Annotated in this window: 29 protein-coding genes; 16 read left to right on the top strand and 13 right to left on the bottom strand. The window is 71.1% G+C overall.

The genetic code is table 11. From position 1 onward, the window contains the following. The first annotated feature begins 41 nt into the window (after window positions 1–41). Window positions 42–230 carry a hypothetical protein gene (locus tag LXM64_RS14505; protein WP_234073826.1) on the top strand — a complete coding sequence of 63 codons (189 nt, stop codon included), beginning with the start codon at window positions 42–44 and terminating at the stop codon, window positions 228–230. Then, on the top strand, window positions 227–424 hold the full coding sequence (locus LXM64_RS14500) for a hypothetical protein (protein WP_234073825.1): 198 nt from the start codon (window positions 227–229) through the stop codon (window positions 422–424). Before LXM64_RS14505 ends, LXM64_RS14500 begins: the two co-directional genes overlap by 4 nt. Here LXM64_RS14500 and hemL read toward each other — a convergent pair. The 10 genes from hemL to hemE form a co-directional block, all read right to left on the bottom strand. Continuing rightward, the gene (hemL, locus tag LXM64_RS14495; RefSeq protein ID WP_234073824.1) at window positions 415–1,743 is read right to left on the bottom strand and encodes a glutamate-1-semialdehyde 2,1-aminomutase; all 1,329 of its coding nucleotides are present in this window, start codon (window positions 1,741–1,743) and stop codon (window positions 415–417) included. The two genes, LXM64_RS14500 and hemL, sit on opposite strands and share 10 nt — an antisense overlap. A 65-nt stretch (window positions 1,744–1,808) precedes the next feature. Further along, the gene (hemB, locus tag LXM64_RS14490) at window positions 1,809–2,792 is read right to left on the bottom strand and encodes a porphobilinogen synthase (protein ID WP_234073823.1); all 984 of its coding nucleotides are present in this window, start codon (window positions 2,790–2,792) and stop codon (window positions 1,809–1,811) included. Next, entirely contained in the window at window positions 2,789–3,592 is an 804-nt protein-coding gene (locus LXM64_RS14485) for a uroporphyrinogen-III synthase (protein WP_137418788.1), read from the bottom strand. Before LXM64_RS14485 ends, hemB begins: the two co-directional genes overlap by 4 nt. An 11-nt stretch (window positions 3,593–3,603) precedes the next feature. Next, window positions 3,604–4,587, bottom strand: a complete 984-nt coding sequence (gene hemC, locus LXM64_RS14480; RefSeq protein ID WP_234073822.1) for a hydroxymethylbilane synthase — start codon at window positions 4,585–4,587, stop codon at window positions 3,604–3,606. A 28-nt stretch (window positions 4,588–4,615) separates the two neighbouring features. Then, entirely contained in the window at window positions 4,616–5,293 is a 678-nt protein-coding gene (gene hemQ, locus LXM64_RS14475) for a hydrogen peroxide-dependent heme synthase (RefSeq protein ID WP_137418790.1), read from the bottom strand. 84 nt (window positions 5,294–5,377) lie between these two features. After that, entirely contained in the window at window positions 5,378–5,650 is a 273-nt protein-coding gene (locus LXM64_RS14470; RefSeq protein ID WP_234073821.1) for a DUF3618 domain-containing protein, read from the bottom strand. Next, on the bottom strand, window positions 5,647–6,048 hold the full coding sequence (locus LXM64_RS14465) for a phage holin family protein (protein ID WP_137418792.1): 402 nt from the start codon (window positions 6,046–6,048) through the stop codon (window positions 5,647–5,649). Before LXM64_RS14465 ends, LXM64_RS14470 begins: the two co-directional genes overlap by 4 nt. 1 nt (window position 6,049) lies before the next feature. Then, on the bottom strand, window positions 6,050–6,460 hold the full coding sequence (locus tag LXM64_RS14460; protein ID WP_234073820.1) for a hypothetical protein: 411 nt from the start codon (window positions 6,458–6,460) through the stop codon (window positions 6,050–6,052). An 89-nt stretch (window positions 6,461–6,549) separates the two neighbouring features. After that, a complete protein-coding gene (gene hemG, locus LXM64_RS14455; protein WP_234073819.1) occupies window positions 6,550–8,007 on the bottom strand; it encodes a protoporphyrinogen oxidase in 1,458 nt (485 codons plus the stop codon). Then, entirely contained in the window at window positions 8,004–9,083 is a 1,080-nt protein-coding gene (gene hemE / locus LXM64_RS14450) for a uroporphyrinogen decarboxylase (protein ID WP_137419265.1), read from the bottom strand. Before hemE ends, hemG begins: the two co-directional genes overlap by 4 nt. 69 nt (window positions 9,084–9,152) lie before the next feature. Here hemE and LXM64_RS14445 point away from each other — a divergent pair, with 69 nt between their 5' ends. The 7 genes from LXM64_RS14445 (at window position 9,153) to LXM64_RS14415 (ending at window position 15,599) form a co-directional block, all read left to right on the top strand. Continuing rightward, window positions 9,153–10,463 carry a glutamyl-tRNA reductase gene (locus tag LXM64_RS14445; RefSeq protein ID WP_234073817.1) on the top strand — a complete coding sequence of 437 codons (1,311 nt, stop codon included), beginning with the start codon at window positions 9,153–9,155 and terminating at the stop codon, window positions 10,461–10,463. A gap of 352 nt (window positions 10,464–10,815) precedes the next feature. Continuing rightward, window positions 10,816–11,205 (top strand): hypothetical protein, encoded by a 390-nt coding sequence (locus LXM64_RS14440; RefSeq protein WP_234073816.1) that lies wholly within the window; start codon window positions 10,816–10,818, stop codon window positions 11,203–11,205. Next, window positions 11,202–11,774, top strand: a complete 573-nt coding sequence (locus LXM64_RS14435; RefSeq protein WP_234073815.1) for an HhH-GPD-type base excision DNA repair protein — start codon at window positions 11,202–11,204, stop codon at window positions 11,772–11,774. Before LXM64_RS14440 ends, LXM64_RS14435 begins: the two co-directional genes overlap by 4 nt. Before the next feature lie 43 nt (window positions 11,775–11,817). After that, the gene (locus LXM64_RS14430; RefSeq protein WP_234073814.1) at window positions 11,818–12,402 is read left to right on the top strand and encodes a hypothetical protein; all 585 of its coding nucleotides are present in this window, start codon (window positions 11,818–11,820) and stop codon (window positions 12,400–12,402) included. Window positions 12,403–12,515: 113 nt separating this feature from the next. After that, window positions 12,516–13,901 (top strand): glycine--tRNA ligase, encoded by a 1,386-nt coding sequence (locus tag LXM64_RS14425; protein WP_234073813.1) that lies wholly within the window; start codon window positions 12,516–12,518, stop codon window positions 13,899–13,901. A 25-nt stretch (window positions 13,902–13,926) separates the two neighbouring features. Then, window positions 13,927–14,394, top strand: a complete 468-nt coding sequence (locus LXM64_RS14420; protein WP_234073812.1) for a hypothetical protein — start codon at window positions 13,927–13,929, stop codon at window positions 14,392–14,394. A 50-nt stretch (window positions 14,395–14,444) separates the two neighbouring features. After that, window positions 14,445–15,599, top strand: coding sequence for an FHA domain-containing protein (locus tag LXM64_RS14415; protein ID WP_234073811.1), 1,155 nt, complete (start codon window positions 14,445–14,447; stop codon window positions 15,597–15,599). 7 nt (window positions 15,600–15,606) lie between these two features. On the opposite strand, the gene LXM64_RS14410 is transcribed toward LXM64_RS14415, so the two are convergent. The 3 genes from LXM64_RS14410 to eccD are packed head-to-tail and all read right to left on the bottom strand — an operon-like array spanning window position 15,607 to window position 19,648. Then, complete coding sequence (locus tag LXM64_RS14410; protein ID WP_234073810.1) at window positions 15,607–16,944, bottom strand: S8 family serine peptidase; 1,338 nt, start codon at window positions 16,942–16,944, stop codon at window positions 15,607–15,609. Between the two features lie 4 nt (window positions 16,945–16,948). Beyond that, window positions 16,949–18,304, bottom strand: coding sequence for a type VII secretion protein EccB (eccB, locus tag LXM64_RS14405; protein ID WP_234073809.1), 1,356 nt, complete (start codon window positions 18,302–18,304; stop codon window positions 16,949–16,951). Between the two features lie 3 nt (window positions 18,305–18,307). Then, entirely contained in the window at window positions 18,308–19,648 is a 1,341-nt protein-coding gene (gene eccD, locus LXM64_RS14400; RefSeq protein ID WP_234073808.1) for a type VII secretion integral membrane protein EccD, read from the bottom strand. 271 nt (window positions 19,649–19,919) lie between these two features. On the opposite strand from eccD, the gene LXM64_RS14395 reads away from it, so the two are divergent. The 7 genes from LXM64_RS14395 to LXM64_RS14365 all read left to right on the top strand — a co-directional run bounded on the left by LXM64_RS14395 (window position 19,920) and on the right by LXM64_RS14365 (window position 24,308). Then, the gene (locus LXM64_RS14395; RefSeq protein ID WP_137418805.1) at window positions 19,920–20,234 is read left to right on the top strand and encodes a WXG100 family type VII secretion target; all 315 of its coding nucleotides are present in this window, start codon (window positions 19,920–19,922) and stop codon (window positions 20,232–20,234) included. A 34-nt stretch (window positions 20,235–20,268) separates the two neighbouring features. Further along, window positions 20,269–20,559, top strand: a complete 291-nt coding sequence (locus LXM64_RS14390) for a WXG100 family type VII secretion target (protein WP_234073807.1) — start codon at window positions 20,269–20,271, stop codon at window positions 20,557–20,559. 84 nt (window positions 20,560–20,643) lie between these two features. Further along, window positions 20,644–21,054 (top strand): hypothetical protein, encoded by a 411-nt coding sequence (locus LXM64_RS14385; protein WP_234073806.1) that lies wholly within the window; start codon window positions 20,644–20,646, stop codon window positions 21,052–21,054. 47 nt (window positions 21,055–21,101) lie between these two features. Then, on the top strand, window positions 21,102–22,331 hold the full coding sequence (locus tag LXM64_RS14380; protein ID WP_234073805.1) for a S8 family peptidase: 1,230 nt from the start codon (window positions 21,102–21,104) through the stop codon (window positions 22,329–22,331). Continuing rightward, window positions 22,328–23,695, top strand: coding sequence for a hypothetical protein (locus LXM64_RS16075; RefSeq protein WP_267955110.1), 1,368 nt, complete (start codon window positions 22,328–22,330; stop codon window positions 23,693–23,695). Before LXM64_RS14380 ends, LXM64_RS16075 begins: the two co-directional genes overlap by 4 nt. Window positions 23,696–23,698: 3 nt before the next feature. Further along, entirely contained in the window at window positions 23,699–24,016 is a 318-nt protein-coding gene (locus LXM64_RS14370; protein ID WP_234073804.1) for a WXG100 family type VII secretion target, read from the top strand. Window position 24,017: 1 nt separating this feature from the next. Continuing rightward, window positions 24,018–24,308 carry a WXG100 family type VII secretion target gene (locus LXM64_RS14365; RefSeq protein WP_234073803.1) on the top strand — a complete coding sequence of 97 codons (291 nt, stop codon included), beginning with the start codon at window positions 24,018–24,020 and terminating at the stop codon, window positions 24,306–24,308. Window positions 24,309–24,375: the final 67 nt, after the last annotated feature.

Below are 24,375 nucleotides of genomic sequence, written 5' to 3'. Positions count from 1 at the left end.
CCCAGAGCGCGTCGCCCGCGGCGGGCCGTTACGCTACGCGCATGCTGCCGTTCGGGAAGAAGCGCCGCGAGGCGGATGCGGCAGCTCGCCGCGTCACGCGCCCGGTGTTCGAGGCTCGCGGGTGGACGTGGGAGGACGCGACCCCGCCGCCCGCCATCGAGATCGCCGAGGCGGTGATGCGGGCGCGTCGCTCGCAGGACATCTGGCCGACTGGAAGGGCTACGGGTTGAACAAGGTCGACTGGCGCGACACTCCCACCGCGGAAGGGATGTTCTCCCTGAAACTCGGCGAAGCGCACGACGTGTGGGAGAACACGCCGCCGGCCGACGGTGCGATCGGCATCCGCATCGGCAAGGTGCGCCTGCTCGGAACCCCCACCGATCGGGGCATCCCCACCGTCGCGTCGACGCTGGATCAGTCCTGAGGTCTCGCCTCAGCCGCCGCACGCGCGGCGCCGGGGAGCGCTGCGAGCACCGCGGCGAGGGCGTCGTCGTCGTGTGCGGCGGTCAGGAACCACGCCTCGTACACGCTCGGCGGCAGGGAGACTCCCGCATCCAGCATCGCGTGGAAGAACGCCGGATACCGCCACGCCTCCTGCGTCTGCGCGGCCGCGTACGACAGCGGCGCCTCCGGGAGGAAGGCCACGCCGAACAGTGAACCCGCCCGCGGGACGGCGTGCGTCACGCCCGCCTGCTCCAGCGCGCCCGACAGTGCCGTCGCGACGGTGGATGCGGCGGCGTCCACCCGGGCGTACACCTCGGGCGTGGCGAGCCGCAGCGTCGCGAGACCGGCGGCGACCGACAGCGGGTTCCCCGACAGGGTGCCCGCCTGGTACACCGGCCCCACCGGAGCGAGGGTGTCCATCACGTCGGCGCGGCCGCCGAGGGCGGCCAACGGCATCCCGCCGCCGACGACCTTCCCGAAGGTGAGGATGTCGGGGGCGTAGTGCTCGCCGGCATCCTGCTGCAGTCCCCAGAAACCGGCCGGGTGCACGCGGAAGCCGGTCAGCACCTCGTCGAGGATGAGGAGCGCGCCGTGCCGGTGAGCGATGTCGGCGAGGGCGGCGTTGAAGCCCGGCGCGGGCGGCACGACGCCCATGTTGGCGGCCGCGGCCTCCACGATGACGGCCGCGATCCGGTCGCCGTGCACGGCGAACACCTCGCGCACCTGCGTGAGGTCGTTGTAGTCGATGACGAGCGTCTGCGCCGCGATGGGGGCGGGCACCCCCGCCGAGCCGGGAAGCGCGAGCGTCGCGACGCCGGAGCCCGCCGCCGCGAGGAGCCCGTCGGAGTGGCCGTGGTAGTGGCCGGAGAACTTCACGAGCAGATCGCGGCCCGTGTAGCCGCGGGCGAGCCGGATGGCGGTCATCGTCGCCTCGGTGCCGGTGGAGACGAGGCGCACGCGGTCGATGGGTGCGGCGTCGCCCACGCGCACCCGGTCGGCGATCAGCGCGGCGAGGTCGACCTCGGCCTCCGTCGGCGCGCCGAAGGAGAGCCCGCGCGCCGCCGCCTCCTGCACGGCCGCGACGACCTCGGGATGCGCGTGGCCGAGCAGCGCCGGACCCCACGACGCCACGAGGTCCACGTACCGGCGCCCGGCCGCATCCGTCACGTACGGCCCAGCGGCCGACGCGAGGAAGCGGGGCGCCCCGCCCACCGAGCCGTAGGCGCGAACGGGGGAGTTCACACCGCCCGGGATGACCTCGCGGGCGTGCGCGAAGAGTTCGTCGTTGCGGTCGGTCATGACTCGTCCTTCCGAGGATCTCGCCGCATCCTGCGCCGTCGGAGAGGCGCGGATCGGATGCGGTGTCAGCGGCTCTCGCGCAGCCAGCCGGCCGCCTCGAGCGCCCAATAGGTGAGAATGGCGTCGGCGCCGGCGCGGCGGATGCCGAGCAGCGACTCCGTGATCGCACCCCGGCGGTCGATCCAGCCGTGCGCGGCAGCGGCCTCGATCATCGCGTACTCGCCCGACACCTGATAGGCCCACACCGGGACCTCGACGGATGCGCGCACGTCGGCGAGTACGTCGAGGTAGGGCAGGGCGGGCTTGACCATGACGATGTCGGCGCCTTCGGCGACGTCCACAACGGCCTCACGCACGCCCTCGCGGCCGTTGCCGGGGTCGAGCTGGTAGGTGCGGCGGTCGCCCTTCAGCTGCGAGTCGACGGCCTCGCGGAACGGGCCGTAGAAGGCGCCCGCGTACTTCGCCGCGTAGGCGAGGAGGATGGTGTCGGTGAAGCCTTCGGCGTCGAGGGCGGCGCGGACATGGGCGACCTGGCCGTCCATCATTCCCGACAGCCCCAGCAGGTGGCTGCCGGCGGATGCCTGTGCGATGGCCATCGCGGCGTAGCGCTCGAGGGTCGCGTCGTTGTCGACCGCGCCCTGCGGGGTGAGCACGCCGCAGTGACCGTGATCCGTGAACTCGTCGAGGCAGAGATCGCTCTGTACGACGAGGGCGTCGCCGACCTCCGCCACGAGTGCCGCCGTGGCCACGTTCAGGATGCCGTCCGGGTCGTCCGCTCCCGAGCCCACGGCGTCACGGACCGTCGGCACGCCGAACAGCATCACGCCGCCGACGCCGGCGGCCGCCGCATCCGCCGCCGCGCGACGCAGCGAGTCGAGCGAGTGCTGCACGACTCCCGGCATGGAACCGATCGGCTGCGGCTCACTCACTCCCTCGCGCACGAACATCGGCAGCACGAGCTGCGACGGTGCCAGATGCGTCTCGCGGACCAGACGCCGGACGGCGGGTGACTGGCGGAGCCTGCGCAGTCGATGTGCGGGAAAGCTCACGGCTGGAACTCGTCGGCGGCGTGCGGGAGCGCGAAGTGCGAGACGGCTTCGATGAGCGCGTCGACGGTCTGTCGGTCGGCGACGACCGAGACGCCGAGTCCGGCACGGCGTGCATCGTTCGCGGTCTGCGGACCGATCGCGGCGATGACGGTCGATTCAGGGATGTCGGGGAACTGCAGCTGCACCTGCTCCGCGACCGAACCGCTCGTGACGAGGATCGCGTTGATCCGGCCCGACGCCACGTCGTGGGCGATGCGCTCGGTGACGGGCACACCCACCGTGCGGTAGGCGACGACGCTGCGCACATCGTGCCCGGCCTCGGTGAGCTTGCGGGTCAGCACGGGCTTGGCGATCTCGCTGCGCAGCGTCAGGATGCGGCGCGGCTCGGGCTCGAGCGCGATCATCTGCTCGGCCATGCCGGCGGCGGAGTTGTCGCGGTCGGGAACCAGGTCGACGCGGTAGCCGGCAGCCTGCAGCGCCGCCGCGGTGGTCTCGCCCACGGCGGCGACCTTGGTGGAGGGGGGAATCACGGCGCGATAGGCGAAGAGCACGTCGACCGTGGTCGCGCTGGTCATGGTGACCCAGTCGAAGCGGCCGGCGGCAAGGTCGGCGAGGGCGGCTTCGAGCGTCTGCTCGTCATTGGTCGGAGCGAAGTTGATGAGGGGGGCTACGACCGGCACCGCACCCTGCGAGCGCAGCGTCGCCGCCACCCCGTCGCCCCAGGGGCCGCCGCGGGGCACGAGCACGCGCCAGCCCGTCAGGGGCTTGGCGGCTTCGTGCCGTCGGGGCTCTTCGTGCATGGCTTCGGCTTTCATGGTGAGACCTCGGCTGCTCCATGCTCGAGCAGCTCGCGTGCGACGTCACTCCCGGTTTCGCGTGCACCTGCGATCGGGTCGTCATCGCCGGCAGCTCTCGCACCATCGCTGCTGCCCGTCGGCCCAGCATACCCGTCCCTCACGCACAGGTTTCTCTCAGCTTGGATCGCGCGACTTCCGTCGGCGGCGTACACCGTGGCGCGCACGTGCAGCTGATCTCCCTCGAGCACGGCGTGCACCCCGACCGGCGCGGAGCACCCGGCATCCAGGCCTGCGAGCACCGCCCGCTCGACCGTGACCGCGACGCGGGTCGCGGCGTCGTCGAGTCGCCCGATCGCCGTGAGCAGGTCGGCGGGCGCATCCTGGCGCGCCTCGACGGCGAGCGAGCCCTGGCCGGGAGCGGTGGGCCACTGCGCGAGTGCGAGGGGCTCGGTGAAGAGCTCGCCGGTGGCACCGCCGAGACGGGCGAGGCCGGCCGCGGCGAGGATGACCGCATCCAGCTCTCCGTCGCGTACACGCGACAGGCGCGAGTCGACGTTGCCGCGCAGATCCTGGGCGACGAGACCGGGGTTTCGCCGCCGCAGCTGGGCGATGCGGCGAGGGGAGCCGGTTCCGATGACGCTGCCGACGGCCATCTCGGCGATCGGAGTGCCGTCACGTGTGATCACGACGTCGCGGGCGTCTTCTCGCTGCGGGGTGGCGGCGATCACGAGCCCGGGTGCCTCGGCCGTGGGGAGGTCCTTGAGGGAATGCACCAGCAGGTCGCATTCACCCGCCAGCAGCGCCTCGCGCAGGCGCGTCGCGAACACGCCCCGACCGCCCAGCTGCGACAGCGAGGCGCGTGAGACGTCGCCCTCGGAGGTAATCGGGACGAGCACGACCTCGCGCCCGGACACCGTCGCCAGCAGATCGGCGATCTGCTGCGACTGTGCGGTCGCGAGGGCGCTGCGCCGAGTACCCAGGCGCAGCGGTGCGCTCACACCCCGCTCCGGTGCCGACATCCGCGGGTCACGACAGAATCTCGGCGATGGCCGAGGTCGGGACGAGGCGGCCCGTGAAGAAGGGGACTTCCTCGCGCACGTGGCGACGCGCCTCGGTGTAACGCAGCGCCCGCATCATGTCGACCAGGTCGCTCAGCTCGTCCGCCTCCATGGGCAGCAGCCACTCGTAGTCGCCGAGCGCGAACGAGGCCACCGTGTTCGCGACGACGTTCGTGTACGCGGCGCCCTTGCGGCCGTGGTCGGCCAGCATGGCGCGGCGCTCCTCCTCCGGCAGCAGGTACCACTCGTAGCTGCGCACGAAGGGGTAGACCGTGAGCCACTCGCGGGCGTGCTCGCCGCGGAGGAATCCGGGCACGTGCGAGCGGTTGAACTCGGCGTCGCGATGCACGCCCATGGCGTTCCACACCGGAAGCAGGTCCTGCAGGAGGTCGGTGCGTCGGAGGCGCCGCAGATCGCGCTGCAGGTCCTCGGCGACAGGCCCGTGCATCCAGACCATCAGATCGGCGTCGGCGCGAAGCCCGCTGACGTCGTAGAAGCCGCGGATGGTGACGCCACCGGCCTCGATCAGCTCGACGAGAGCGGCGAGCTCGGTGTCGTCCGTCGCGGTGACGGGCTTCGCGGGGTCGCGGCGGAACACCGCCCAGAGGGTGAACTGCGTGGACGTCGACTCGGGTGCGGAGCTCATGACCTCCAGTCTCACCCCGTCGTCGTCAGACGCCAAACGGCGTCGGCCGGTGCTATCCGCGATGCGTCGGTGCGGGGGAGGGAATCAGCGCACGTAGGCGCGGATGGCGCCCCACACGATGACGCCGACGGCAGCCGCCGTGCCGATGACGGCGAGCGTCGCCGCCGCCGGCTCCTCGCGCGCGAAGCGGCGGAACTGGGCGATGCGACGCTCGGCCGCCGTGCCCACGCGGCGCGGGACGTTGGCCTTCTCCTCGATCGCGGCGAGCGTGGCCTTGAGCTCCGCACGCGCCTTCTCGACGGGATCGGTGATGCCCAGGGGGACACCGGTGCGGGGAACGGGAACCGGAGCGGTCATTCGCCTGCCTCCTTCACGACGCGCACGTCTTCGGCGATGTGGGATGCGGGGTTGTCCTTGCCGATCCTGCGGAAGCGCAGGTACCCGAGCAGGGCCAGCACGACGGCGATGAGCAGCATCGCGCCGAACAGCACGAGGGCGGCGACCCACGGCTGCCACCAGGACGAGAGCCCGATGATGATGAACGCGCCGAGCGCCGGGATCGACCAGAACAGGATGATCAGGGCGCCGAGCATGAGGCCGCCGCCGATACCGGCGTTCTTCGCCGCCTTGCCGAGCCACTTCTTCGCGGAGTCGATCTCCGCCGTCACGAGGTTGCGGACGAGCTCGGGGACCTCGCCGACCAGGGTCAGCAGGCTCTTCTCCGACTTGTCACGGAAGCCGCGGGGGGTGGTCATGTCACTTCCCGCCCGACGAGGAGCCGCCCGTGCTGCGCTTGGCGGCGGGGCGCTTCGCGGTGGTGGAGGACGTGGACTTCTTCGCGGCCGTCGCCGTGGTTTCGGCGGCGTCCGCGACGTCCTCCGCTGCGTCGGCGCCGGCGTCGAGCGCGGCATCCAGACGCTGACCGGGGGTGCCGTCGGTCGTGACGGCCTTGGTGATCTTCACCGCGCCGCTGAACAGGGCGCTCGGCACCGCGAGCAGTGCCGACTTGCCCAGCTCCTGCAGCTTGCCGACCTGCTTCTGCACGGGCGCCAGGTTCCACACCTTCTGCGCCTGCGTCTTGATCTGTTCGTAGCGCTCACGGCCTGCGCGCGTTCCGAGCACGTAGCCCGCTGCCAGTCCGATGACGAGTCCAGCCTTGCCCCTCATGGGGTCTCCTCACGTTCGGGGTGGATCAAGCGAGTGTGCGCCCAGCGTAGCGCTGTATGCCGTTCGGGTTATCCGGTTGACATGTGCGCTCACTCCTGAGAACGCGGCGACCCCCACAGCGCCGAACGGCGCAGCCGATCGGTCTCTTCGCGAGCGTCGGGGACGACCTGGGCGAGCCCGGTCCCCGACAGCCACGCACCGACGGCGCCGAGGCCGGGCACGGCCCGGATGGCTCCGCGTGCGGCGGCGGTGTGCTCCGCGCGCCCGATGACGGATGCGGGCTGCGACTGCACCCAGCGGGCGCGATGCGAACCCCGGACCGAAGCCGGGTCGAGGCGAAGACCGAGCAGGGCGGAGGCCTCGTCGAGCGCGAGCGCCGCAGCGGCGTCGTCGGTGAGCTGAGCGGTCGCCGGGTCTTCGCCCTGGGCGCCGAAGGAGACGCGGACGACGTGCACGCCGGGGCCCGCCGCATCCGCGATCCACTCCCATTTGGCGCTGGCGTGCGTGAGCGCCTTCGCCCGGTGCGAGCCGGGCACCGTGAGCACGCCGGTTCCGCGCGGCGGGGTGTCCAGGCCCGGCTCGTGCACGACGAGGGTGATGATCTCGACCACGGGCGGCGCGGTCGTCATCGGCTCGAGCGTCGGGACGACAGGCACGAGCAGGCGGCGCGCCTCGTCCTCCGTGGTCGCGACGACCACGAGATCGGCCTCGAGGCGTTCCTCCGCCTCGAGCTGGAGGGACCAGCGTGCGTCGTCGCGCTCGAGCGCGGTGACGCCCGCATCCGTGCGCAGGTCGACGCCCAGCTCCTCGAGGCGGGCGACGAGGGCGTGCACGAGGCGGGTCATGCCGCCGCGGAGCCCGGCGACGGCGCTCCCGGGAGTGCCGGTGCTGCGGCCTCGCAGCTCGCTCACGGCGCCGCTGAGCGAACCCGCGCGGGTGAGTGCGGCGTTCAGGCCGGGGGCTGCGAGGTCCACGTCGATGTCGTCGGGGCGGGCCGAGTAGACGCCGCTCGTGACGGGGGCGACGAGGCGGCCGAGCACGGCCTCGCCCATCCGGCTGCGTACGAGGTGACCGAGGCTGCGGTCGTGACCGATCGTCAGCGGCGGGCGGAGGCGATCCAGGTAGGCGCGCCAGGCGCCCGACCAGCCGATGATGCGCCGCACGCTCGGATCGAACGGGTTCTCCGGGATGCCGAGCACGCCGCCGCGCGGCAGGGGCGCGGCTCGTTCGCCGGGAAGACCCGCGACCCACGCGCCGCCGGCGGCGGGGGTCACCACCTCGTCACCGATGCCGAGCTCGTCGATCAGCGCGCGCACGGTGCCGCCGCGCGTCGCGTAGCTCTCCGCTCCCACATCCACCGAGAGGCCCGCGACCTCGGCGCCGCGCAGCACGCCGCCGGGCTGCGCTGATGCTTCGAGCACCGTCACGCGGAAGCCGAGCTTGGCGAAGTCGAGCGCTGCGACCAGGCCGGCGACGCCTCCGCCGACGACCGCGACGCGGGTGGCCTCGGCCCGCGCGGCGAGATCGTCGAGATCCGCCGCGCTCACACCTGCTCCTCGTGCGCCAGTTCGACGATGCGTGTCAGCACGTCGGGGTCCGTCTCGGGCGGGACGCCGTGCCCCAGGTTGAGGATGTGCGCGCGCGCCGCACGTCCGCGCGCGATCACGTCGCGCACGTGCTCCTCCACGATCTGCCACGGCGCCTGCAGGAGGGCAGGGTCGATGTTGCCCTGCACGGTGACGCCCTGTCCGAGGATCGCGGCGGCCTCGTCGAGGGGTGTGCGCCAATCGACGCCGACCGCATCCGTCGTGCCGTCGAGCCGCATGTCGGTGAGCAGGTGTCCCGTGCCGACGCCGAAGTGGATGCGGGGTGCGTCGGCACCGGCGAGAGCCGCCCGCGAGTGGGGGGCGACGTACGTGCGGTAGTCGGCGACCGACAGCGAGCCCGCCCACGAGTCGAACAGCTGCACCGCGGAAGCTCCCGCATCCGTCTGCGCAGCGAGGAACGTGCGCGAGACCTCCGCGAGCCAGCCGGCCAGCGCGTGCCACGACTGCGGGTCGGCATGCATGAGCGCCCGGGCGCGCAGGTGCTCCTTCGACGGTCCGCCCTCGACGAGGTACGCGGCGAGTGTGAAGGGCGCGCCCGCGAACCCGATGAGCGGGGTGTCGCCGAGCTCGTCCACGACGATGCGCACGGCCTCGCGCACCGGTTCCGCCGCGGCGGCGACCGCCTGCGGGTCGATGTCCACGATCCGGGCGACGTCGGATGCAGTGCGTACCGGGTCCGGGAATACCGGGCCGCGCCCGGGCTCGATCTCCACGGCGATGCCGGCGAGGCGCAGCGGCACGACGATGTCGCTGAAGAAGATGCCCGCGTCCACTCCGTGACGGCGCACGGGCTGCAGGGTGATCTCGGCCGCGAGGTCGGGGGTCAGGCAGGCGTCGAGCATGCGGGTTCCCACGCGCAGGTCGCGGTACTCGGGCAACGACCGCCCCGCCTGACGCATGAACCAGACCGGGAGACGGTCGGTGCGCTCGCCTTTGAGGGCGCGGATGAGGGGGGAGGAGGCGGGTCCGGTGGAGCTCACTCCGACATCCTCCCATCCGGTGGGTGAGCGCCACATGTCGAGCAACTGCACGTTCGTGCGCAAGCTCCCGCGGCCGGTGATTTCGACGCGGCGTACAATCGAGGGGTGCTGTTGTGTGTCAGCGCGAGTCACAAGACCGCGTCCTTCGAGCTCCTCGAGCGACTCAGCATCCACACCACCCGCGTCGCCCCTTTGATCGCCGAGCACGACGAGTGCGTGCAGGGTGCCGTCGTCGTGGCGACCTGCAACCGCTTCGAGGCGTACGTCGACATGGACGAGCCCGTCACCGCGGCCGAGGCCGTGGGGCTCGAGGCGGCGCTGTCGGCGATCGAGTCCGCGACGGGCGTCTCGGCCGATGAGTTCTCCGGTTCGTACGAGGTCATCTCCGGCCCGAGCGTTGCGCAGCACCTGTTCGCCGTCGCGTCCGGTCTCGAATCCGTCGTCGTCGGCGAGGGGGAGATCGCCGGTCAGGTGCGCCGTGCGCTGACGGAGGCGCGGGGCGACGGCACGACCTCCCCCGAGCTCGAGCGCCTGTTCCAGCGCGCGTCCGAGACGCAGCGCGGCGTCAAGAACAGCACGGCGCTCGGCCGCGCCGGCCGCTCGCTCGTGCGTCTCGCCCTCGATCTCGCGTCGGCGCGGTTCGCCGACTGGGCGACGCTGCGCGTCCTGCTCGTGGGCACCGGTGCGTACGCGGCCGCCACCCTCGCTGCGCTCCGCGAGCGCGGCGTCACCGACATCACGGTGCACTCGCCGTCGGGCCGGGGCGAGCGCTTCGCCCGCAAGCACGGCCTCGCCGTCGCGGATGCGGCGGGCTTCGCCACGGCCGCCAAGCTGTCGGACCTCGTCATCACCTGCACGAGCGTCGAGCACCCCGTGCTCAGCGCCGCGACCTTCGGCGACGAGGCGTCCATCTCGCGGACGGCTCCCGGCCATGACCGACACCGCCGCCTCGTCATCGATCTCGGTCTGCCGCGCAACGTCGACCCCGACGTCGCGACCGTCAGGGGCACCGACCTGCTCGATCTCGAGACCATCCGCGTGCACGCGCCGCTCGAAGAGCTGCAGGCGACGGATGCGGCACGCGCCCTCGTGGCCGACGCCGCCCAGCGCTTCACGGTCGTCGGCGAGCGTCGCACGGTCGCGCCCGCCGTCGTCGCCCTGCGCACGCACATGTTCGAGCTGCTCGAGGCGGAGATCGCCCGCGGACGTCGCCGCGGCGACGACGAGCGGACCGAGCAGGCGCTGCGCCACCTGGTGGGTCGCCTGCTGCACACCCCCACGACCCGCGCGCACGCGCTCGCCGAGCAGGGGCGCGCCGACGAGGTCTTCGCCGCGCTCGAGGTGCTCTACGGTCTCGCGCCGGAGGATGCCGCATCCGAGGACGACGGCGACGCCGCATCCGAGCTCGCCGGCTGACCCGCCCGCGCATTGCGGGGTCGCCCGCCCGCCCAGCACCCGATCCTGCCCGCCCGTCCCCGTGCCGCCCGTCGCCTGGTCCTGCCCGCGCGTCCCCGTCTCGCCGGTCGCCCGGCCGGGCTGGCTAGCGCGGCCCACCTGATCAGCTCGCCTGTCAGAGATCGACGCCTCGGCGTCGATCTCTGACAGGCGAGCGTGCCGGGCTGATGTTCCTCTGTCACAGATCGACGCGTTGGCGTCGATCTGTGACAGAGGAACAGGTCGGGGGTGCACCCGGAGCGCCCCCGGCACTCGTCCCCATCCAACGCACCCATTCCTGCCGCCGCGGTCCGGGGACTGGCACCATGGAGGCATGAGCGCCGAACCGCCCGCCGCCTGGGCGCCGGATGTCCGCGAAGCCATGAAGGGCGTCGCGAACTTCCAGGTGAGTGCGCCGATCACGCTGATCGCGGGGTGCCTATGGGACTTCGGGGAGGACGAGCTCGCCGAACGTGCCCTCGCCATGAGCGCCGACGATCACGCCGCCATCCTCCGGATCGCCGCGGTCTACGAGAACCCCCGCCACCCGCTTCCCGTGGTGGGGCGCAACATCACCCACGGCCATGTGAATGCCCTGGCGGCGATCGCCTACTTCGAAGGCGCACTGCGGCCGCTCGCGCAGAACCGGCGCCGGCCGCAGAAGAACCGGCCGGATCGCTTCCGCACGCCTCCCCCTGTCCGCGACCACGAAGGAGACGCATGAGCGCCGACCTGCACATCACCGCCGACGAGAACGCCGACGCGCTGCTGACGCGCGACCCGTTCGCCCTGCTGATCGGGATGCTGCTCGACCAGCAGGTGGCGATGGAGACCGCCTTCGCCGGACCGCTGAAGATCCTCGACCGCATCGGCACGCTCGACCCGGCGTCGCTCGCGGCGTACGACCCGGAGGCCTTCGCCGCGGCGTTCGGGCAGACCCCCGCCGTGCACCGCTTTCCGGGTTCCATGGCGGAGCGCGTGCAGAAGCTCAGCGCCGAGATCGCCGACCGCTGGCACGGCGATGCGGCGGCGATCTGGACCGAGGGTGACCCCGACGGCCGGGAGGTGCTGAAGCGGCTCAAGGCGCTCCCGGGCTTCGGCGAGCAGAAGGCCAAGATCTTCCTCGCGCTGCTGGGCAAGCAGCGCGGCTTCACGGGCGGCGGGTGGCGCGAGGCCTCCGCTCCGTACGGCGAGGACGGCTCGTTCCGTTCGGTCGCCGACATCACGAGTCCCGAGTCCCTCACGAAGGTCCGCGAGACCAAGCGGGCCGCGAAAGCCGCCGCCAAGAGCTGAGCGCTCAGGGAAGCCATAGGCACCCCCCGGATACAGTGCAGGTATGTCGAACGGGGGAGATGCCGCGTCTGCGAGGCCCGCGCGCCGTGCGGCGGCGCGGACCGGAGCGACGGCAGCAGCGCTGCTGATCGCGGCTCTCGCGCTCGCCGGATGCGGCGCGCAACCTCGTCCGGCGCCCAGCGCGACGGCGCTTCCTTCCGGCATCACGGCCACTCTGCTGCCCGCGACACCTGCCCAGAGCGCCGACGAAGTGCGACTGTGGGTCGAGAACACGACCGACGAGAATCTCGCGCTCACCCGCATCCGCATCGACGCTCCGGGCTTCGCCGGCATCGGCCGCAAGGTCGGCTCCGGGAGCATCGAGGTCGAGGCGGGGCAGAGCGCGGAGATCGTGGTGTCCCTGCCGCAGATCCGTTGCGAGGCGGACGCGAGTGCGCCCGCGGGGGCGGATGCGGCGCCGCTGCCCACTCCCTCACCGTCGGCGAGTGGTGCGAGCGAAGACCCCACCGCGACGATCGGGTTCGCCCTCGGTGCGGCCATCGGCGTGGCCGTGACGCCGCTCGCCGACCCCGAGGGTGTCGTGGCGGCACGGATCGCCGCCGCGTGCGCGGCCGCGCCCGCCGGCTGACCTTCGCAGAACACGCGGCGGAGCGCCGCACCGGCGCGGATAGAATCGGATGATCCCGCGCCGCATCCCCTATGCGCCCGCGCGCCCTTCGCACAGCGACCATTGGAGCCACCGTGGCCGAGCAGTCCCGTCTCGACAAAGTCATCGCCCTCGCCCGCCATCGCGGGTTCGTCTTCCAGGCGGGCGAGATCTACGGCGGATCGCGCTCCGCGTGGGACTACGGCCCCCTCGGTACGGAACTCAAGGAGAACATCCGCCGCGAGTGGTGGCAGACCTTCGTCCGAGGCCGCGGCGACATGGTGGGTCTCGACTCGTCGATTATCCTGCCCAAGCGCGTGTGGGAGGCATCCGGCCACGTCGCCACCTTCACCGATCCGCTGGTGGAGTGCCTGCACTGTCACAAGCGGTTCCGCGCCGACAACCTCATCGAGGACTTCGAAGCGCGTAAGGGGCGCCCGGCGGAGAACGGGTTGGCCGACATCCCGTGCCCGAACTGCGGCACCAAGGGGCAGTACACCGAGCCGAAGGCCTTCTCCGGCCTCGTGAAGACCTACCTCGGCGTCGTCGACGACGAGTCGGGGCTGTATTTCCTTCGCCCCGAGACCGCGCAGGGCATCTTCATCAACTTCTCGAACGTGCTCACCGCGAGCCGCAAGAAGCCGCCGTTCGGCGTCGGCCAGGTCGGCAAGGCGTTCCGCAACGAGATCACGCCCGGAAACTTCATCTTCCGCACGCGCGAGTTCGAGCAGATGGAGATCGAGTACTTCACGCCGCCGGCCGAGGCGAACGAGTGGTTCGAGCACTGGGTGGAGGCCTGCTGGAACTGGTTCATCGATCTCGGCATCGACGCCGACAACATGCGTCGCCTCGACGTTCCCGAGGAAGACCGCGCGCACTACTCCGCCGGCACGATCGACGTCGAGTACCGCTTCGGGTTCCAGGGCAAGGAGTGGGGCGAGCTCATGGGCGTCGCCAACCGCACCGACTACGACCTGTCGAGCCACGCCGAGGCGTCGGGCACGAAGCTCGCGTACTTCGACCAGTCTTCGAACACGACCTACACGCCGTACGTCATCGAGCCCTCGTTCGGTCTCACGCGCGCGATGATGGCCTTCCTCGTCGATGCCTACCGCGAGGAAGAGGTGCCGAACGCGAAGGGCGGCGTCGACACCCGCACGGTGCTCAAGCTCGACCCGCGCCTCGCCCCCGTCAAGGTCGCGGTGCTGCCGCTGAGCCGCAACGAGAACCTCTCGCCGCTCGCACGACGTGTGGCGGATGAGCTGCGCGGACGCTGGAACGTCGACTTCGACGACGCCGGTGCCATCGGCCGCCGCTACCGCCGCCAGGACGAGATCGGTACACCGTTCTGTGTCACGGTCGATTTCGACTCGCTCGAAGACGACGCCGTCACGGTCCGCGATCGCGACACCATGACGCAGGAGCGCGTGCCGCTCGACACGCTGCACGGCTATCTGGCGAAGCGCCTGCGCGGCGCTTGAGGCCAGCCGGCATCGGAGCGGGCGCATGGGAACGGACGGGAGGCGCCACTTCCCGACCGACGGCGGCGTCTTCATCAAGCCGACCTGGATCGTGCGAACGACGGCGCCTGCATCGGTAGCGCTCGACGCGTTCACTACGGCGCTGGTGGATGCGAAATACCGTGTGGTCGACTCTGCGCCGTCGATGCGCCGGTTGAAGGCCGGCTCGGCGCTGCGGTTCATCGCCTCGAATGCGGTCGGTGTCGAACTCATCCCCGGGATGCGGTCATGGGGATTCGAGGCGCGGGCGACCCTGACGGCGGAGACGGATGCGGGGCGCACCCGCATCCTGATCATGCTCGATCGCCTCGCGCACGGAAGCATCATCGCGTTGCCCTACACGGCCGACGCTCTCGACCGCGGGGCGGCGGCGCTGGTCGATGCCAGTCACGAACTCGTGGTCGCTCCGCTGACGGAAGGCAAGGGGCTGCGTCCCTCGGATGCGGGCCGGTAGCGTTGACGGAGGGCCCTCGAGCGTGCGGCCCGAGGGGAGACGGAGATTCCGTGGATGACAGCTCGGTCGTGTTGACCGTCGTGATGGTCGTCGCCGTGCTCGGCGGCATCTTCGCCGCCGGCTGGCACGTCTGGTACGCCATCGGACTCTCGCGGGTGCTCCAAGAGCGAGAGACCGAGCCCTGGCGGGCCTGGGTTCCGATCATGAACGAGGCGGAACTCTTCCGGCTCGGCAATGTCGACCCCGTCAAGGCCGCGCTCCTGCTCGTCCCCTTCGTCAACGTCTACGCGCTGATCCTGAAGATCATGGCCGTGCACCGCATCAACAGCGAGGCCGGCCGCGGCGCCGGAAGCACCGTGCTGGGAGTGCTGCTGCCGCCCGTGTGGGCTGCGGTGCTCTCCGGCGGGCGTGCTCCGGCCACGCCGCAGCAACCTGCGGTCGCGCCCGGACGTCCCGCGCCCGTGTTCGCCGTGGCCCCGCCGGCACAGCGCCCGCCTGCGATCCCGGATGCGGTCGTCGCGCCGCCCGTGCCCCCGGTCGCTCCCGCTGCGGCAGGCCCCGCCCCCGCAGCCTCAGCTCCGGCAGCACCGGCGCCCGCGACCTCGGCCGCGGCAGCCCCCGTCGCCGGTGGTGTCGGCCCGGTTCGTCGCGGGGCGACACCCGGTGTGCCCGCCGCCCCCTCCGCCGCTGTTCCGCCCCCGCCGGCGGCAGCCATGGCCGCGCCTGTTGCCGCCGCCCCCGCTCCCGCTCAGGTTGCACCGGCCGCGCCGCAGGCGCCATCAGCCCCGCAGGCTCCCGTCACGCGCTCCGGCTCGGTCGAACCCGAACCTGCGCCGCTCACTCGCCGTGCGCGACGCGGTGCGGAGGAGCAGGGCGTTCCCGCGGGCTGGTCGCTCGCGCTGCCTTCGGGCGAGGTCGTGCCCGTTGCCGCTACGTCGCTCGTGCTCGGTCGCAATCCGAAGGCAACGGAGAGCGGGGTGCAGTACGTCGCGGTCGCCGACGAAGCGCGCACCGTGTCGAAGGAGCATGCGCGTCTGGTCTGGGACGGCAGTGGATGGACGATCACCGATCTCGGCTCTACGAACGGTGTCAGCGTGCTGGATGCGTCCGGCGCGGAACAGGCCGTGTCGGCGAACGGGTCGGCTCCGGTGACGGATCGCGTCGTTCTCGGCGATGCGGTGGTCGAACTCCGTCGGGCGGGCTGAGCGGGGCTCAGTCCTTCGGCTCGTCGTCGCGGTAGAGTCCGCCGCCGCGCCGGGAGGGTTGGGGCGCAGCGGCCGCCTGTCGCCGTCGAGCGACGAACACACCGAGCACGCCGGCTCCGCCGATCGCGATGAGTGCGCCCACGCCCGCCGTGGTGCCGAAGAGGATCGCCTCCTCGTCGGGAGCCGGCTTGTGGACCACCGTGACGGGATCCGCGGCGGGCTGAACCGGTGCAGTGCCCTCGCCGTCGACGAACGGACTCTCGGGTCCCCGGATGCCCGGGCCGGGCTGCATCACGATGGCGTCGTACGGCTGGATCGCGCCCCATCCGGCGCGGTCGTCGCGCGCATCCGGATCGGCCCGGACCGCGGTCGCCATCAGACGGTACGCCCACTGCGCCGGGGTCTCGTCGGGATGAGCGGCCGCGACGAGAGCGGCGGCGGCCGACACGTACCCGGCGGAGTAGCTGGTGGCGGGCGCGTCCTGCGCGTACATGCAGTCGCCGCCGAATGCCGACGTCGTGATGATCTCCTGTCCGAGTGCCGACACCGAGACGTGCGAGCCATGGATGCTGTCGTCGGTGACGACGCCGGACAGGTCTGTGGCGGCGGTACCGAGCACGCCGGGGTTGCCCGCCGGAAACCGGGGCACATCGGCTTCACTCTCGACGAGCGACAGGGCCCCGTTGCGGTTGCCGGCACTACCGACGATGAGGCTGCCGCGTGAGGTGGCATAGGCCACCGCATCCGCGATCTCCGGCACGTTGTCCGTCGTGCTCATCGACACGTTGATGATCTGCGCGCCGGCGTCGGCCGCCCACCGGATGCCGGCGGCGAGCTTGCCGACCTGAGGTCCGAAGCCGGCATCGATCTGCTGCTTGTCGTTGCCTGCGAACACGCGCACCGAGAGGATCTTCACGTCGGGGGCGAGCCCCTGAATGCCGGACGCGTCGAGTTTGCGTGCCGCGATCTGTCCGGCGATCGCTGTTCCGTGGCCGAAGCTGTCGGTCGAGCCGTCGGCCGCTTCGCCGTCGCCCACGAGGTTGATCCCGCCGGCGAACGCGTCGACCAAGTGCGGATTGATCGCGAGCACGCCGGAGTCGACGATGGCGACCGTCACACCTTCCCCGCGAGTGATCTGCCATGCGAGATCGCTCTGCATCATGGACAGTGCCGGCGGCGCCTGGGCGATGCGGGTCGCGGCGTTGCAGCCGTTCTGCGATGCCGCTGCGGCCGTGGGTGCGGTCGGTGGCGATGCACCCCACAGCACTCCGACGAGCGCCGCCGCTGAGACCGCTGCGGCGATGCGGCGAATCGGATGCGGAGCGGTTCCTTCTGCCGGGCGCACGCGCTCAGCCTCCCGCCGTCGCGCTCGGAGTCGGAATGGGCGTCGAGCCGTCGGGTGACATGCCCGCGGCCTGCTCCGTCAGCGCCGGGCCGGTGCGCAGCAGATCGATCCAGACGTCTGCGGCACTGCCGATATCGCCGGGGGTGAACCCGAGACGGGCGATGGTCTCCTCCGTCGCGCCGGGCAGTGCATAGGAGGTCCCGGTCGCGTCGACCAGGGTCACGAGCGCAGTGTTCTGGTCGCCGCGCCCGCCCGAGCGGACCAGGGCGCCGGCGCCGGCGGTCACACGCACCTGGGCGGTGGCGGTCTCGCTGCGCGGCTGCGCGGCGAGCACCGTGCGGGTCTGCGCGTTGTCACCGATGAGTGCGGCGCAGGGGCGGTCGTCCGTGTCGATGGCGGTGAAGCTCTCGGTGGGCCAGTCCGCGCCACCGGCGCGCTTGGCGGCGGAGGGAAGACCGCCCGTCTCGGACTGGGTGACCTCACGTACCTCCGAGTTCTGGCCGCCCAGCTGGTACAGCTGCCATGCGAGGGGGGTGAGCTCGGCGAGCGTGCCGTCCGACTGCACGAGGGAGCGCTTGTCATCGGGCTCACCCGTGACGTGCAGCACCTGTCCGACGCGCAGCGAGGAGCCTTGGACAGCGGCGCCCGCGTTGGACACGCGCAGCGGTGCGAGGTCCGCGCCGGGCGTGAACAGGTTCAGCCAATCGACGGGAACCTTCACGGGGTTGAGCGTTCCGATGCCCGCCGCGCGAAGCACGGCGTCACTGTCGTTCGTGGAGACCGCGAAGCGCAGCCCGTCAGCGATCACATAGCGAGCGCCGTCGGCATCCACGACGACCGCGCGCCCGGTCGCCTCCTGCGGCGTCGTGCCCCCGATGCGCACATCGAGGGCCGCGTCGTCGGTGACGCACGCGCCCCATCCCGTGTTCGTGAGGCCGCCCGGAGTCGGGATCTCGTCGGGTGCACCGACGATACCGAGCGTCGGGCCGAGGCGGACGCCCTCGAGGTTCTGCTGATCGGTGTCGATCACCTGGAAGTCGCTGGAGGGCAGCAGAAGGCGGGCGCTGGCCGTATTGATGACGGGGTACAGCACCCCGTCCTGCGTGATGAAGCGGGACCCGGTGTCTTTGACGATGATGAGCTTGCCGTTGTCCCACCCGTTCGGCAGGCCGGGACGGATGAGGCCCCAGAAGACGCCGACCAGGATCACGCCGACCGTCAGAGCGATGGCGGCGATGACGGCGCGCAGCGGAGCGGTGGGCTCGAGCTCCTTGCCGCCGGGCGCGCCACTGACGAAGGCGGTGAGCAGTCGACGGCGCGAGAATGTCTGCGCCTCGATGAGGTCGTTCTTGGTCGCCATGGATCAGGCCAGCCCCGCCGCGATGACGCCCAAGGGCAGCAGCAGCGCGAGCAGCACGAGCTCGACCGTGTCGGACAGTCGTGCGAGGCGCGTGCGGGCCTTCGGTGAGAGCAGCGTGACGGTCACCACGATCGCGGCGGCCGCCCCCAGCGCGATCAGCAGCGCGGCGCGCAGGTCGGGCTGGGTCAGTGAGATGGTCAGACCGGAGACGGCAAGGCCGGCGGTGCCGACGGCCATGATGGCGAGCACGCCCGAGCGGGCGTAGGTCTGGCGGGACGGGAACATCATGCCGAGGAACGCGAGCGTGCAGAGGATCGCGCCCACGACGCCGTCGGAGGCGACGAGCGGTGTGGCGGCGAGCACGGCGATGCCGAGCGCGACGCGGAGGGCGACGAGGGTGCGCTGTCCGCGCGCCGTGCGCGCCCGCACGTCGGCGGCGTCGATCGGCTGCGGGTCGGCGAACATGTCCGCATCGCTCTGCGGTGAGATGACGCGCAGACGCGTCGAGCTGAGGACGAGCCACGGCAGAGTGCCGGAGAGCGTGCCGACGATTCCGATCATCAGTGCGTAGGGTGCGACCGTGCCCTCGGGCAGGAGCGCGGTGATCGCTGCGGTGATCCCGACCACTCCGCCCAGCGCCACGGGCACGAGCTGAACCTCGGCGCGGTCGGGCATGAGCGCGAGTGCGGCCCCTCCCACAACGAGCATTCCGAGCCCCGCGGCGGCGAGCGGCCAGCCCCACAGATCCAGCGATGCGGGGACGGCGAGGTATCCCGAGAGGGCGGCGAAGACGGATGCGGCAATGCCCAGCCCCTGGCCTGCCTCGAGCTGCCCGAGCCGGGCGACGACGGCGGCGACGGTCGCGAGGATGACGGCGCCGCCGCCCGCGATGAGCGCCCCGAGGCCCAGCGAGGGGCCGGCCGCCAGCAGGAGGAGAGCACAGAGACCGAGGAGGGTGAGGCTGACAGCCAGAGCGGTACGGGCGTTGTCCCGCGCGGTCCACGGACGGTTCTGCTGTCCGGTGGCGTCGATGACCGCTTCGACGATGTCGTCGTAGACCCGCGGCTGTGCGATGAGCCCGCCACGGGCGAGCGTGAGGACGTCGCCGTCGGACACTCCCTGCGACGCTGCGCCCTGCGCCGCATCCAACACCGTGCCGTCGGCCTTCTGCAGCGCGTAGCCCGCGTAGGTCATGGTCGGATCGAGCACACCGAGACTCCGGGCGAAGCCGGGCATGAATTCGATGAGCGGCACGTGGGCGGGCACGCCGATGTCGAGCCGGCGCCCTTCGCTCTGCACGGAGATCCGAAGTAGCGCGCGCGGCGCGCTGATCGTCTGGGCCACGGTGCGGGCTCCCCCTCCGGCTCGGGCGACAAGATGCGCTGTCCTCGCGCGCCGCCATTCTATGGTCCTGCGCACGCTGGGCATGGCTGCTGGACGATGCAGGTCGGGTGGGTTATAACGTGAGAGAAGTCTCATGGCAATGCCCTGTGGAGAGCTTGCCCACCCCTCGAAAACCTCCCTAGCTTTAGATCGGTCGGTTTCCTACGCCCTTCACCTCGCGAAGAGCGGCCGGCTGGCGGGAACGCCGATGATGAGGGATGAGGGGGAAGTCGTGGCAGATGTGATCTCCGCTGAAGAGGGTGCTCTCAAGCGCGGCGCCCAGGCAGTCAACACGGCCAAGGCCGGTGTCGACCAGCAGGTCAAGAAGGTCCGTTCCGAGATCGAGCAGGTCTCCGGATTCTGGACGGGCGCCGCAGCCGGCGCTTACACGCAGCTCATGGCGCGGTGGAACCAGGAGACCACCAAGCTCAACGAGGTGCTGGTGACGCTCGAGGAGGCCCTGTCGGGCACGGAGCGCGACCAGGCCGCCTCGGAGGAGTCGCACCAGCAGACGATCTCCGGTCTCAACTCGATGATGGGCGCCTGACGCTTCGGCGCAGGCTTTCGGAAAGGAAACCTCCATGCAGTCCATGTCCGTCCGTCCCGAGCAGGTCATCGCGCTCTCGCAGCAGATCCGCGGCGGTGCCAACGGGATCAAGTCTCAGCTCGAGACCCTCGAGTCCGAGGTCGGCAAGCTCCGCGCTTCCTGGAACGGTGAGGCGCAGAACGCCTACGACGACGCTCAGCGCAAGTGGAACCAGTCGCTGATCGCCCTCAACACGCTCCTCGAGCAGATCGCGGCGAAGACCGAAGAGATCTCGCAGGGATACGTCTCGACCGACCGTTCGGCCGCTGGGCGCTTCGCGCTCTGACACGCCTCGTGCTGCGGGTCGGCCGGTGACGAACCGTGCCGGCCCGCATCCGACTTTCACACACAGACTTACCGGGGGAACACCATGAGCATCGTCAGTCAAATCGCGCTCAGCCTCGATCTTCTTGCGCAGAACGTCCAGCGTCTGCAAGAGCAGGCCGCCATCTTGCCGCCCGAAGGCGACATCAAGACGGTGGAAGGCGCCGCCGAGGAGGCTGCACAGGCCAGGTACGTCAACGCTCTGAAGTACGTCGCGGGTGCGGTGGCTGCGAAGACCGAAGTGGTCCGCATGTACATCGAGCAGAACGCGGAGTCCCTCCAGAAGGCGGCGGATGCTCTGTTGACCACCGACGGTGACACCTCGCTCGAAGCTCGCCAAGCCGCTGCCTTCATCGAAGCGGCTGCCGAGGCGAACCCGACCTCCGGTACGACCTCGAGTTCGTCCCCCCAGCCGCCCGCGACGGGCACCGGGTCGGGCGCGGCGAAGGCGTGGTGAGCGGTCACCGGTCGTCCGGTCGCTCACGGCGACGAACGGCCGGCTGGGTGGCTGCGATCGCAGCGCTCGCGGTCGTCGTGCCCGCGACACCTGCGGCAGCCGCTGACGGACAGTGGTGGTACGACGTCTATGACGTGGCCGGAGTCCATGCCGAGGGCTGGACGGGCGAGGGCGTCAAGATCGCGGTGGTCGACAGTCAGATCAACCCGGAGCTCCCTGACTTCGCGGGCGCCGATCTGACCGTCGCTCCGGGAGCCGCTTGCGAGGGCGCCGAACCGTCCACGACCGAGGCGAACGCCATGTCGGAGCACGGCTCGACCGTGACGGCGATGCTCGTCGGGAACGGCACGGGGGTGGCGGGGACGAAGGGCATCGTGCCCGACGCGTCGGTGACGTTCTACGGTGTTGGAGCGCTCGCCGAGTGCACGCCCACACCGGAGGTCGACGCCGCCGGTCTGACACCCGTGATGTGGATGATCCAGCGCGCTCTCGACGACGGGGCCGACATCATCATGACGGCCATCGTCATCGGGATGCCGGGAGCGAACGACCACCTCACCGTCGCGAAGGCCGCCGCCATGAAGGTGCCGATCGTCGCGGGCAACCCGAACAACGGCATCAAAGAAGGCATCTACCCTGCCGGATTGAACGCGGTGATCGCGGTCAGCGGCGTCGACATCGATGGCAATCTGGCCATCGGAGGCCTAGGCGTGCCGAACGCGATCCTCGACACCACGGTCGTCGCTCCCGGCGTCGACATCGCCGTCATCGGTGACGGTTCAGGTTCGTGGAACGTGTCGGGCCGCGCCACAGGAACGTCGCTGGCCACGCCCCAGGTCGCAGGGATCCTCGCCGCCGCGAAACAGAAGTACCCGTCCGCGACCGGAAACCAGCTCATGCAGTCGCTGGTGCACAACACCGGTAAGGACGATCATCCGCTGGAGTACAGCGCGACCGGCGGTTTCGGTTTCGGGGCGGCGTCGTTGCAGCACGTGCTCAGCAAGGACCCGACGCAGTACGACGATGTGAATCCGGTCCTCGGCAAGGGAACGCAGGTGCCGAGTCCCGCCGACGTCGAGGCGGCCGCGTCGGCGTTGGAGTCGCCGGCACCGACGGGGCCTGACGCTCCCGACGCCCCGGAGGGCTCGGGCGCATCCATCCTCCCCGTGATCCTCGGGGTCGGAGTCGGTGTCCTCATCCTCATCATCGCCGCGGTCGTCGTGACCGTGGTACTCGTCCGTAGAAGCAACAGCTCCCAGCGAAAGGGGCAGCCATGAGTGAATGGGAGACCCGTCTCACCAACCTCGCGCAGGGGTCTGAATGGCGGATTCCGAACCTGGACCGCGTCGGTGAGGCGCTCACTGCGCTGACGACGCTCATGAACCGCGTCGCCAGCGATCCGGGTATCAAAGGAAGCGCGGAACGCGAGGTCACCGCGCAGATGGATGCGGCGAAGTCCGACATCGGCGATCTGATCGATTACGTCAAGACCTCGCTCCCGCGGGCCATCCAGTCGGCCAACGACCGCCGCGAGTCCGCTCGCAACCTCCTGGCGCAGCTCGGCCCGGGGGGACTGAGCAGCGATCAGCAGAGTGCGATCCGCAACGCGGCCGACGGCGCCAAGTTCTTCTTCGGAGGGTTCTCCGTGATCGCCGGAGAGGGCGCCATCGCAGCGGCCAACTGGTACATGGGCTCGCAGCGGGAGGAGCAGGCGCGCAGGGGCGTGGAGCAGGTCAGCTCGGAGATCGATTCCGACATCCGGGCGTTCCCGCCGCCGCCGCCGATGGCGAACGTGTACGGGGCGATTCCCAACATCCCGGACCATCTGCGGGATTCCAACTGGGATCCGGGCGGGGGCGACAACGGCTCCAGCTTCGAGCGTTACCCCGACTACAACGTCCCCTCGGGCGTCGGCAACGGCGGCGGCGGGGTCGTCGTTCCCGGTCCCGTCGGCGAGCCCCCGCGCTTCATTCCTGATCCTCCGCCGGGGGGCGACGACAACGGGAGTGGTGGCACGGGTCGACCGCCCATCTACAACGCACTGCCCCTGCCCTTGCCAGGTCCCGGAGTCATCGTCCACCCCGATGGTCCGACCGACGGCATCGGCACATACCCCGGTGGTCATACGCCTCTGCTGCCCGGCGGCTCGGGCGGACCCGGCGGTCTCGGCGGAGTCGGCTCGGGCGGTTCGGGGTCAGGCGGTCTGTCCAGTGGCTTCATGGCCGGCGCCGGAGGAGCTGCGGCTCTCGGCGGCCTGGGTAAGGCCGCGGCGGCTGGAGGACTCGGGCGCCTGGGTGGCATCGGCGGCGTCGGTGGCGGCGGTGCCGGTATCGCCGGGCGTGGTGGCGCCGGTGGTCTCGGCGGCGGCCTCACGGCGAACGCCGGTGGAGGTGCCGGTGGCGGCCTCCTGGGCAAGGGGGGCGTGGGTGCCGGCGGTGCGGCTGGCGCCGCCGGCGAAGCCGGTGGCTCGCGCGGTGCCACCGGCATGATGGGTGGCGGCGGTGCCGGTGCGGGTGCCGGTGGAGGCGGACGCAGCGACAAGAAGGGTCGCGGCCTCGGCGGCCCGATCGCGCCGTCGATCGAAGACGATGCAGAGTTCGGCCCTCGCTCCGAGGGCGCGGGCGCAGGGGGAAGGGACTGACACATGAGCGAGAAGATCTCCGCAGAAGAGGGAGCGCTGCTGCGCGGTGCCGAGGCGGTCTCCGCGACTCATCTCGACATCGCCGACAGCACCCGTCGCGTCGCCGCGGAGCTCGACCAGATCCGGTCGATCTGGCAGGGCGAGGCGGCTCAGTCCTACGCGCAGATGATGCAGACGTGGACGGCGGGCGCGCAGAAGATCAATCAGACCTTGGTGCACCTCGAGGAGGCACTGCGGTCCACGGTGCGTTCGCAAGAGGCCATTGAGGAGCAGCACCAGTCCACGATCGGTGGCCTAGGCGCGATGATGGGAGGCATGTGAGATGGGCGATCTGAGCATCACTCCTTCGGCACTGACCGCATCCGCCGCCGAACTACGGCGCGAGTCACAGCGGATCGAGGGCGCTCTGCGAGCACTCGAGCAAGAAGCGAACCGCCTGCGCGGCAACTGGGACGGCGCGGCCCGCGTGGCCTACGACAATGCACAGCGCGCGTGGTCGATGGAGTTCGAGCACATGAAGTCCGTGCTCGCGAGCATCGCTTCGGCGACCGAGTCGATCGCCGAGGACTACGTCACGACCGACCGCAACGCGGCGAAACTGTTCCAGCGCTGACGATGGCGCGAACCCGTGAGACGCGGGTCGATTGAGGTATCGGGGAGTGAACGCGCGCGTTCGCTCC

The sequence above is a fragment of the Microbacterium binotii genome, assembly GCF_021398715.1.
Taxonomy (GTDB): Bacteria; Actinomycetota; Actinomycetes; order Actinomycetales; family Microbacteriaceae; genus Microbacterium; species Microbacterium binotii_A.
Note: the sequence above shows the minus strand (reverse complement) of the source record. Positions and strands in the feature narration are given on the sequence as shown.

Bases quoted from the DNA above. Each gene is read 5' to 3' on its own strand.
- LXM64_RS14505 (WP_234073826.1), top strand. From the start codon at position 42: ATGCTGCCGTTCGGGAAGAAGCGCCGCGAGGCGGATGCGGCAGCTCGC.
- hemL (WP_234073824.1), bottom strand. From the start codon at position 1,743: ATGACCGACCGCAACGACGAACTCTTCGCGCACGCCCGCGAGGTCATC.
- LXM64_RS14485 (WP_137418788.1), bottom strand. From the start codon at position 3,592: ATGCACGAAGAGCCCCGACGGCACGAAGCCGCCAAGCCCCTGACGGGC.
- hemQ (WP_137418790.1), bottom strand. From the start codon at position 5,293: ATGAGCTCCGCACCCGAGTCGACGTCCACGCAGTTCACCCTCTGGGCG.
- LXM64_RS14470 (WP_234073821.1), bottom strand. From the start codon at position 5,650: ATGACCGCTCCGGTTCCCGTTCCCCGCACCGGTGTCCCCCTGGGCATC.
- LXM64_RS14465 (WP_137418792.1), bottom strand. From the start codon at position 6,048: ATGACCACCCCCCGCGGCTTCCGTGACAAGTCGGAGAAGAGCCTGCTG.
- LXM64_RS14460 (WP_234073820.1), bottom strand. From the start codon at position 6,460: ATGAGGGGCAAGGCTGGACTCGTCATCGGACTGGCAGCGGGCTACGTG.
- hemE (WP_137419265.1), bottom strand. From the start codon at position 9,083: ATGTGGCGCTCACCCACCGGATGGGAGGATGTCGGAGTGAGCTCCACC.
- LXM64_RS14440 (WP_234073816.1), top strand. From the start codon at position 10,816: ATGAGCGCCGAACCGCCCGCCGCCTGGGCGCCGGATGTCCGCGAAGCC.
- LXM64_RS14435 (WP_234073815.1), top strand. From the start codon at position 11,202: ATGAGCGCCGACCTGCACATCACCGCCGACGAGAACGCCGACGCGCTG.
- LXM64_RS14430 (WP_234073814.1), top strand. From the start codon at position 11,818: ATGTCGAACGGGGGAGATGCCGCGTCTGCGAGGCCCGCGCGCCGTGCG.
- LXM64_RS14420 (WP_234073812.1), top strand. From the start codon at position 13,927: ATGGGAACGGACGGGAGGCGCCACTTCCCGACCGACGGCGGCGTCTTC.
- eccB (WP_234073809.1), bottom strand. From the start codon at position 18,304: ATGGCGACCAAGAACGACCTCATCGAGGCGCAGACATTCTCGCGCCGT.
- LXM64_RS14390 (WP_234073807.1), top strand. From the start codon at position 20,269: ATGCAGTCCATGTCCGTCCGTCCCGAGCAGGTCATCGCGCTCTCGCAG.
- LXM64_RS14385 (WP_234073806.1), top strand. From the start codon at position 20,644: ATGAGCATCGTCAGTCAAATCGCGCTCAGCCTCGATCTTCTTGCGCAG.
- LXM64_RS16075 (WP_267955110.1), top strand. From the start codon at position 22,328: ATGAGTGAATGGGAGACCCGTCTCACCAACCTCGCGCAGGGGTCTGAA.
- LXM64_RS14370 (WP_234073804.1), top strand. From the start codon at position 23,699: ATGAGCGAGAAGATCTCCGCAGAAGAGGGAGCGCTGCTGCGCGGTGCC.
- LXM64_RS14365 (WP_234073803.1), top strand. From the start codon at position 24,018: ATGGGCGATCTGAGCATCACTCCTTCGGCACTGACCGCATCCGCCGCC.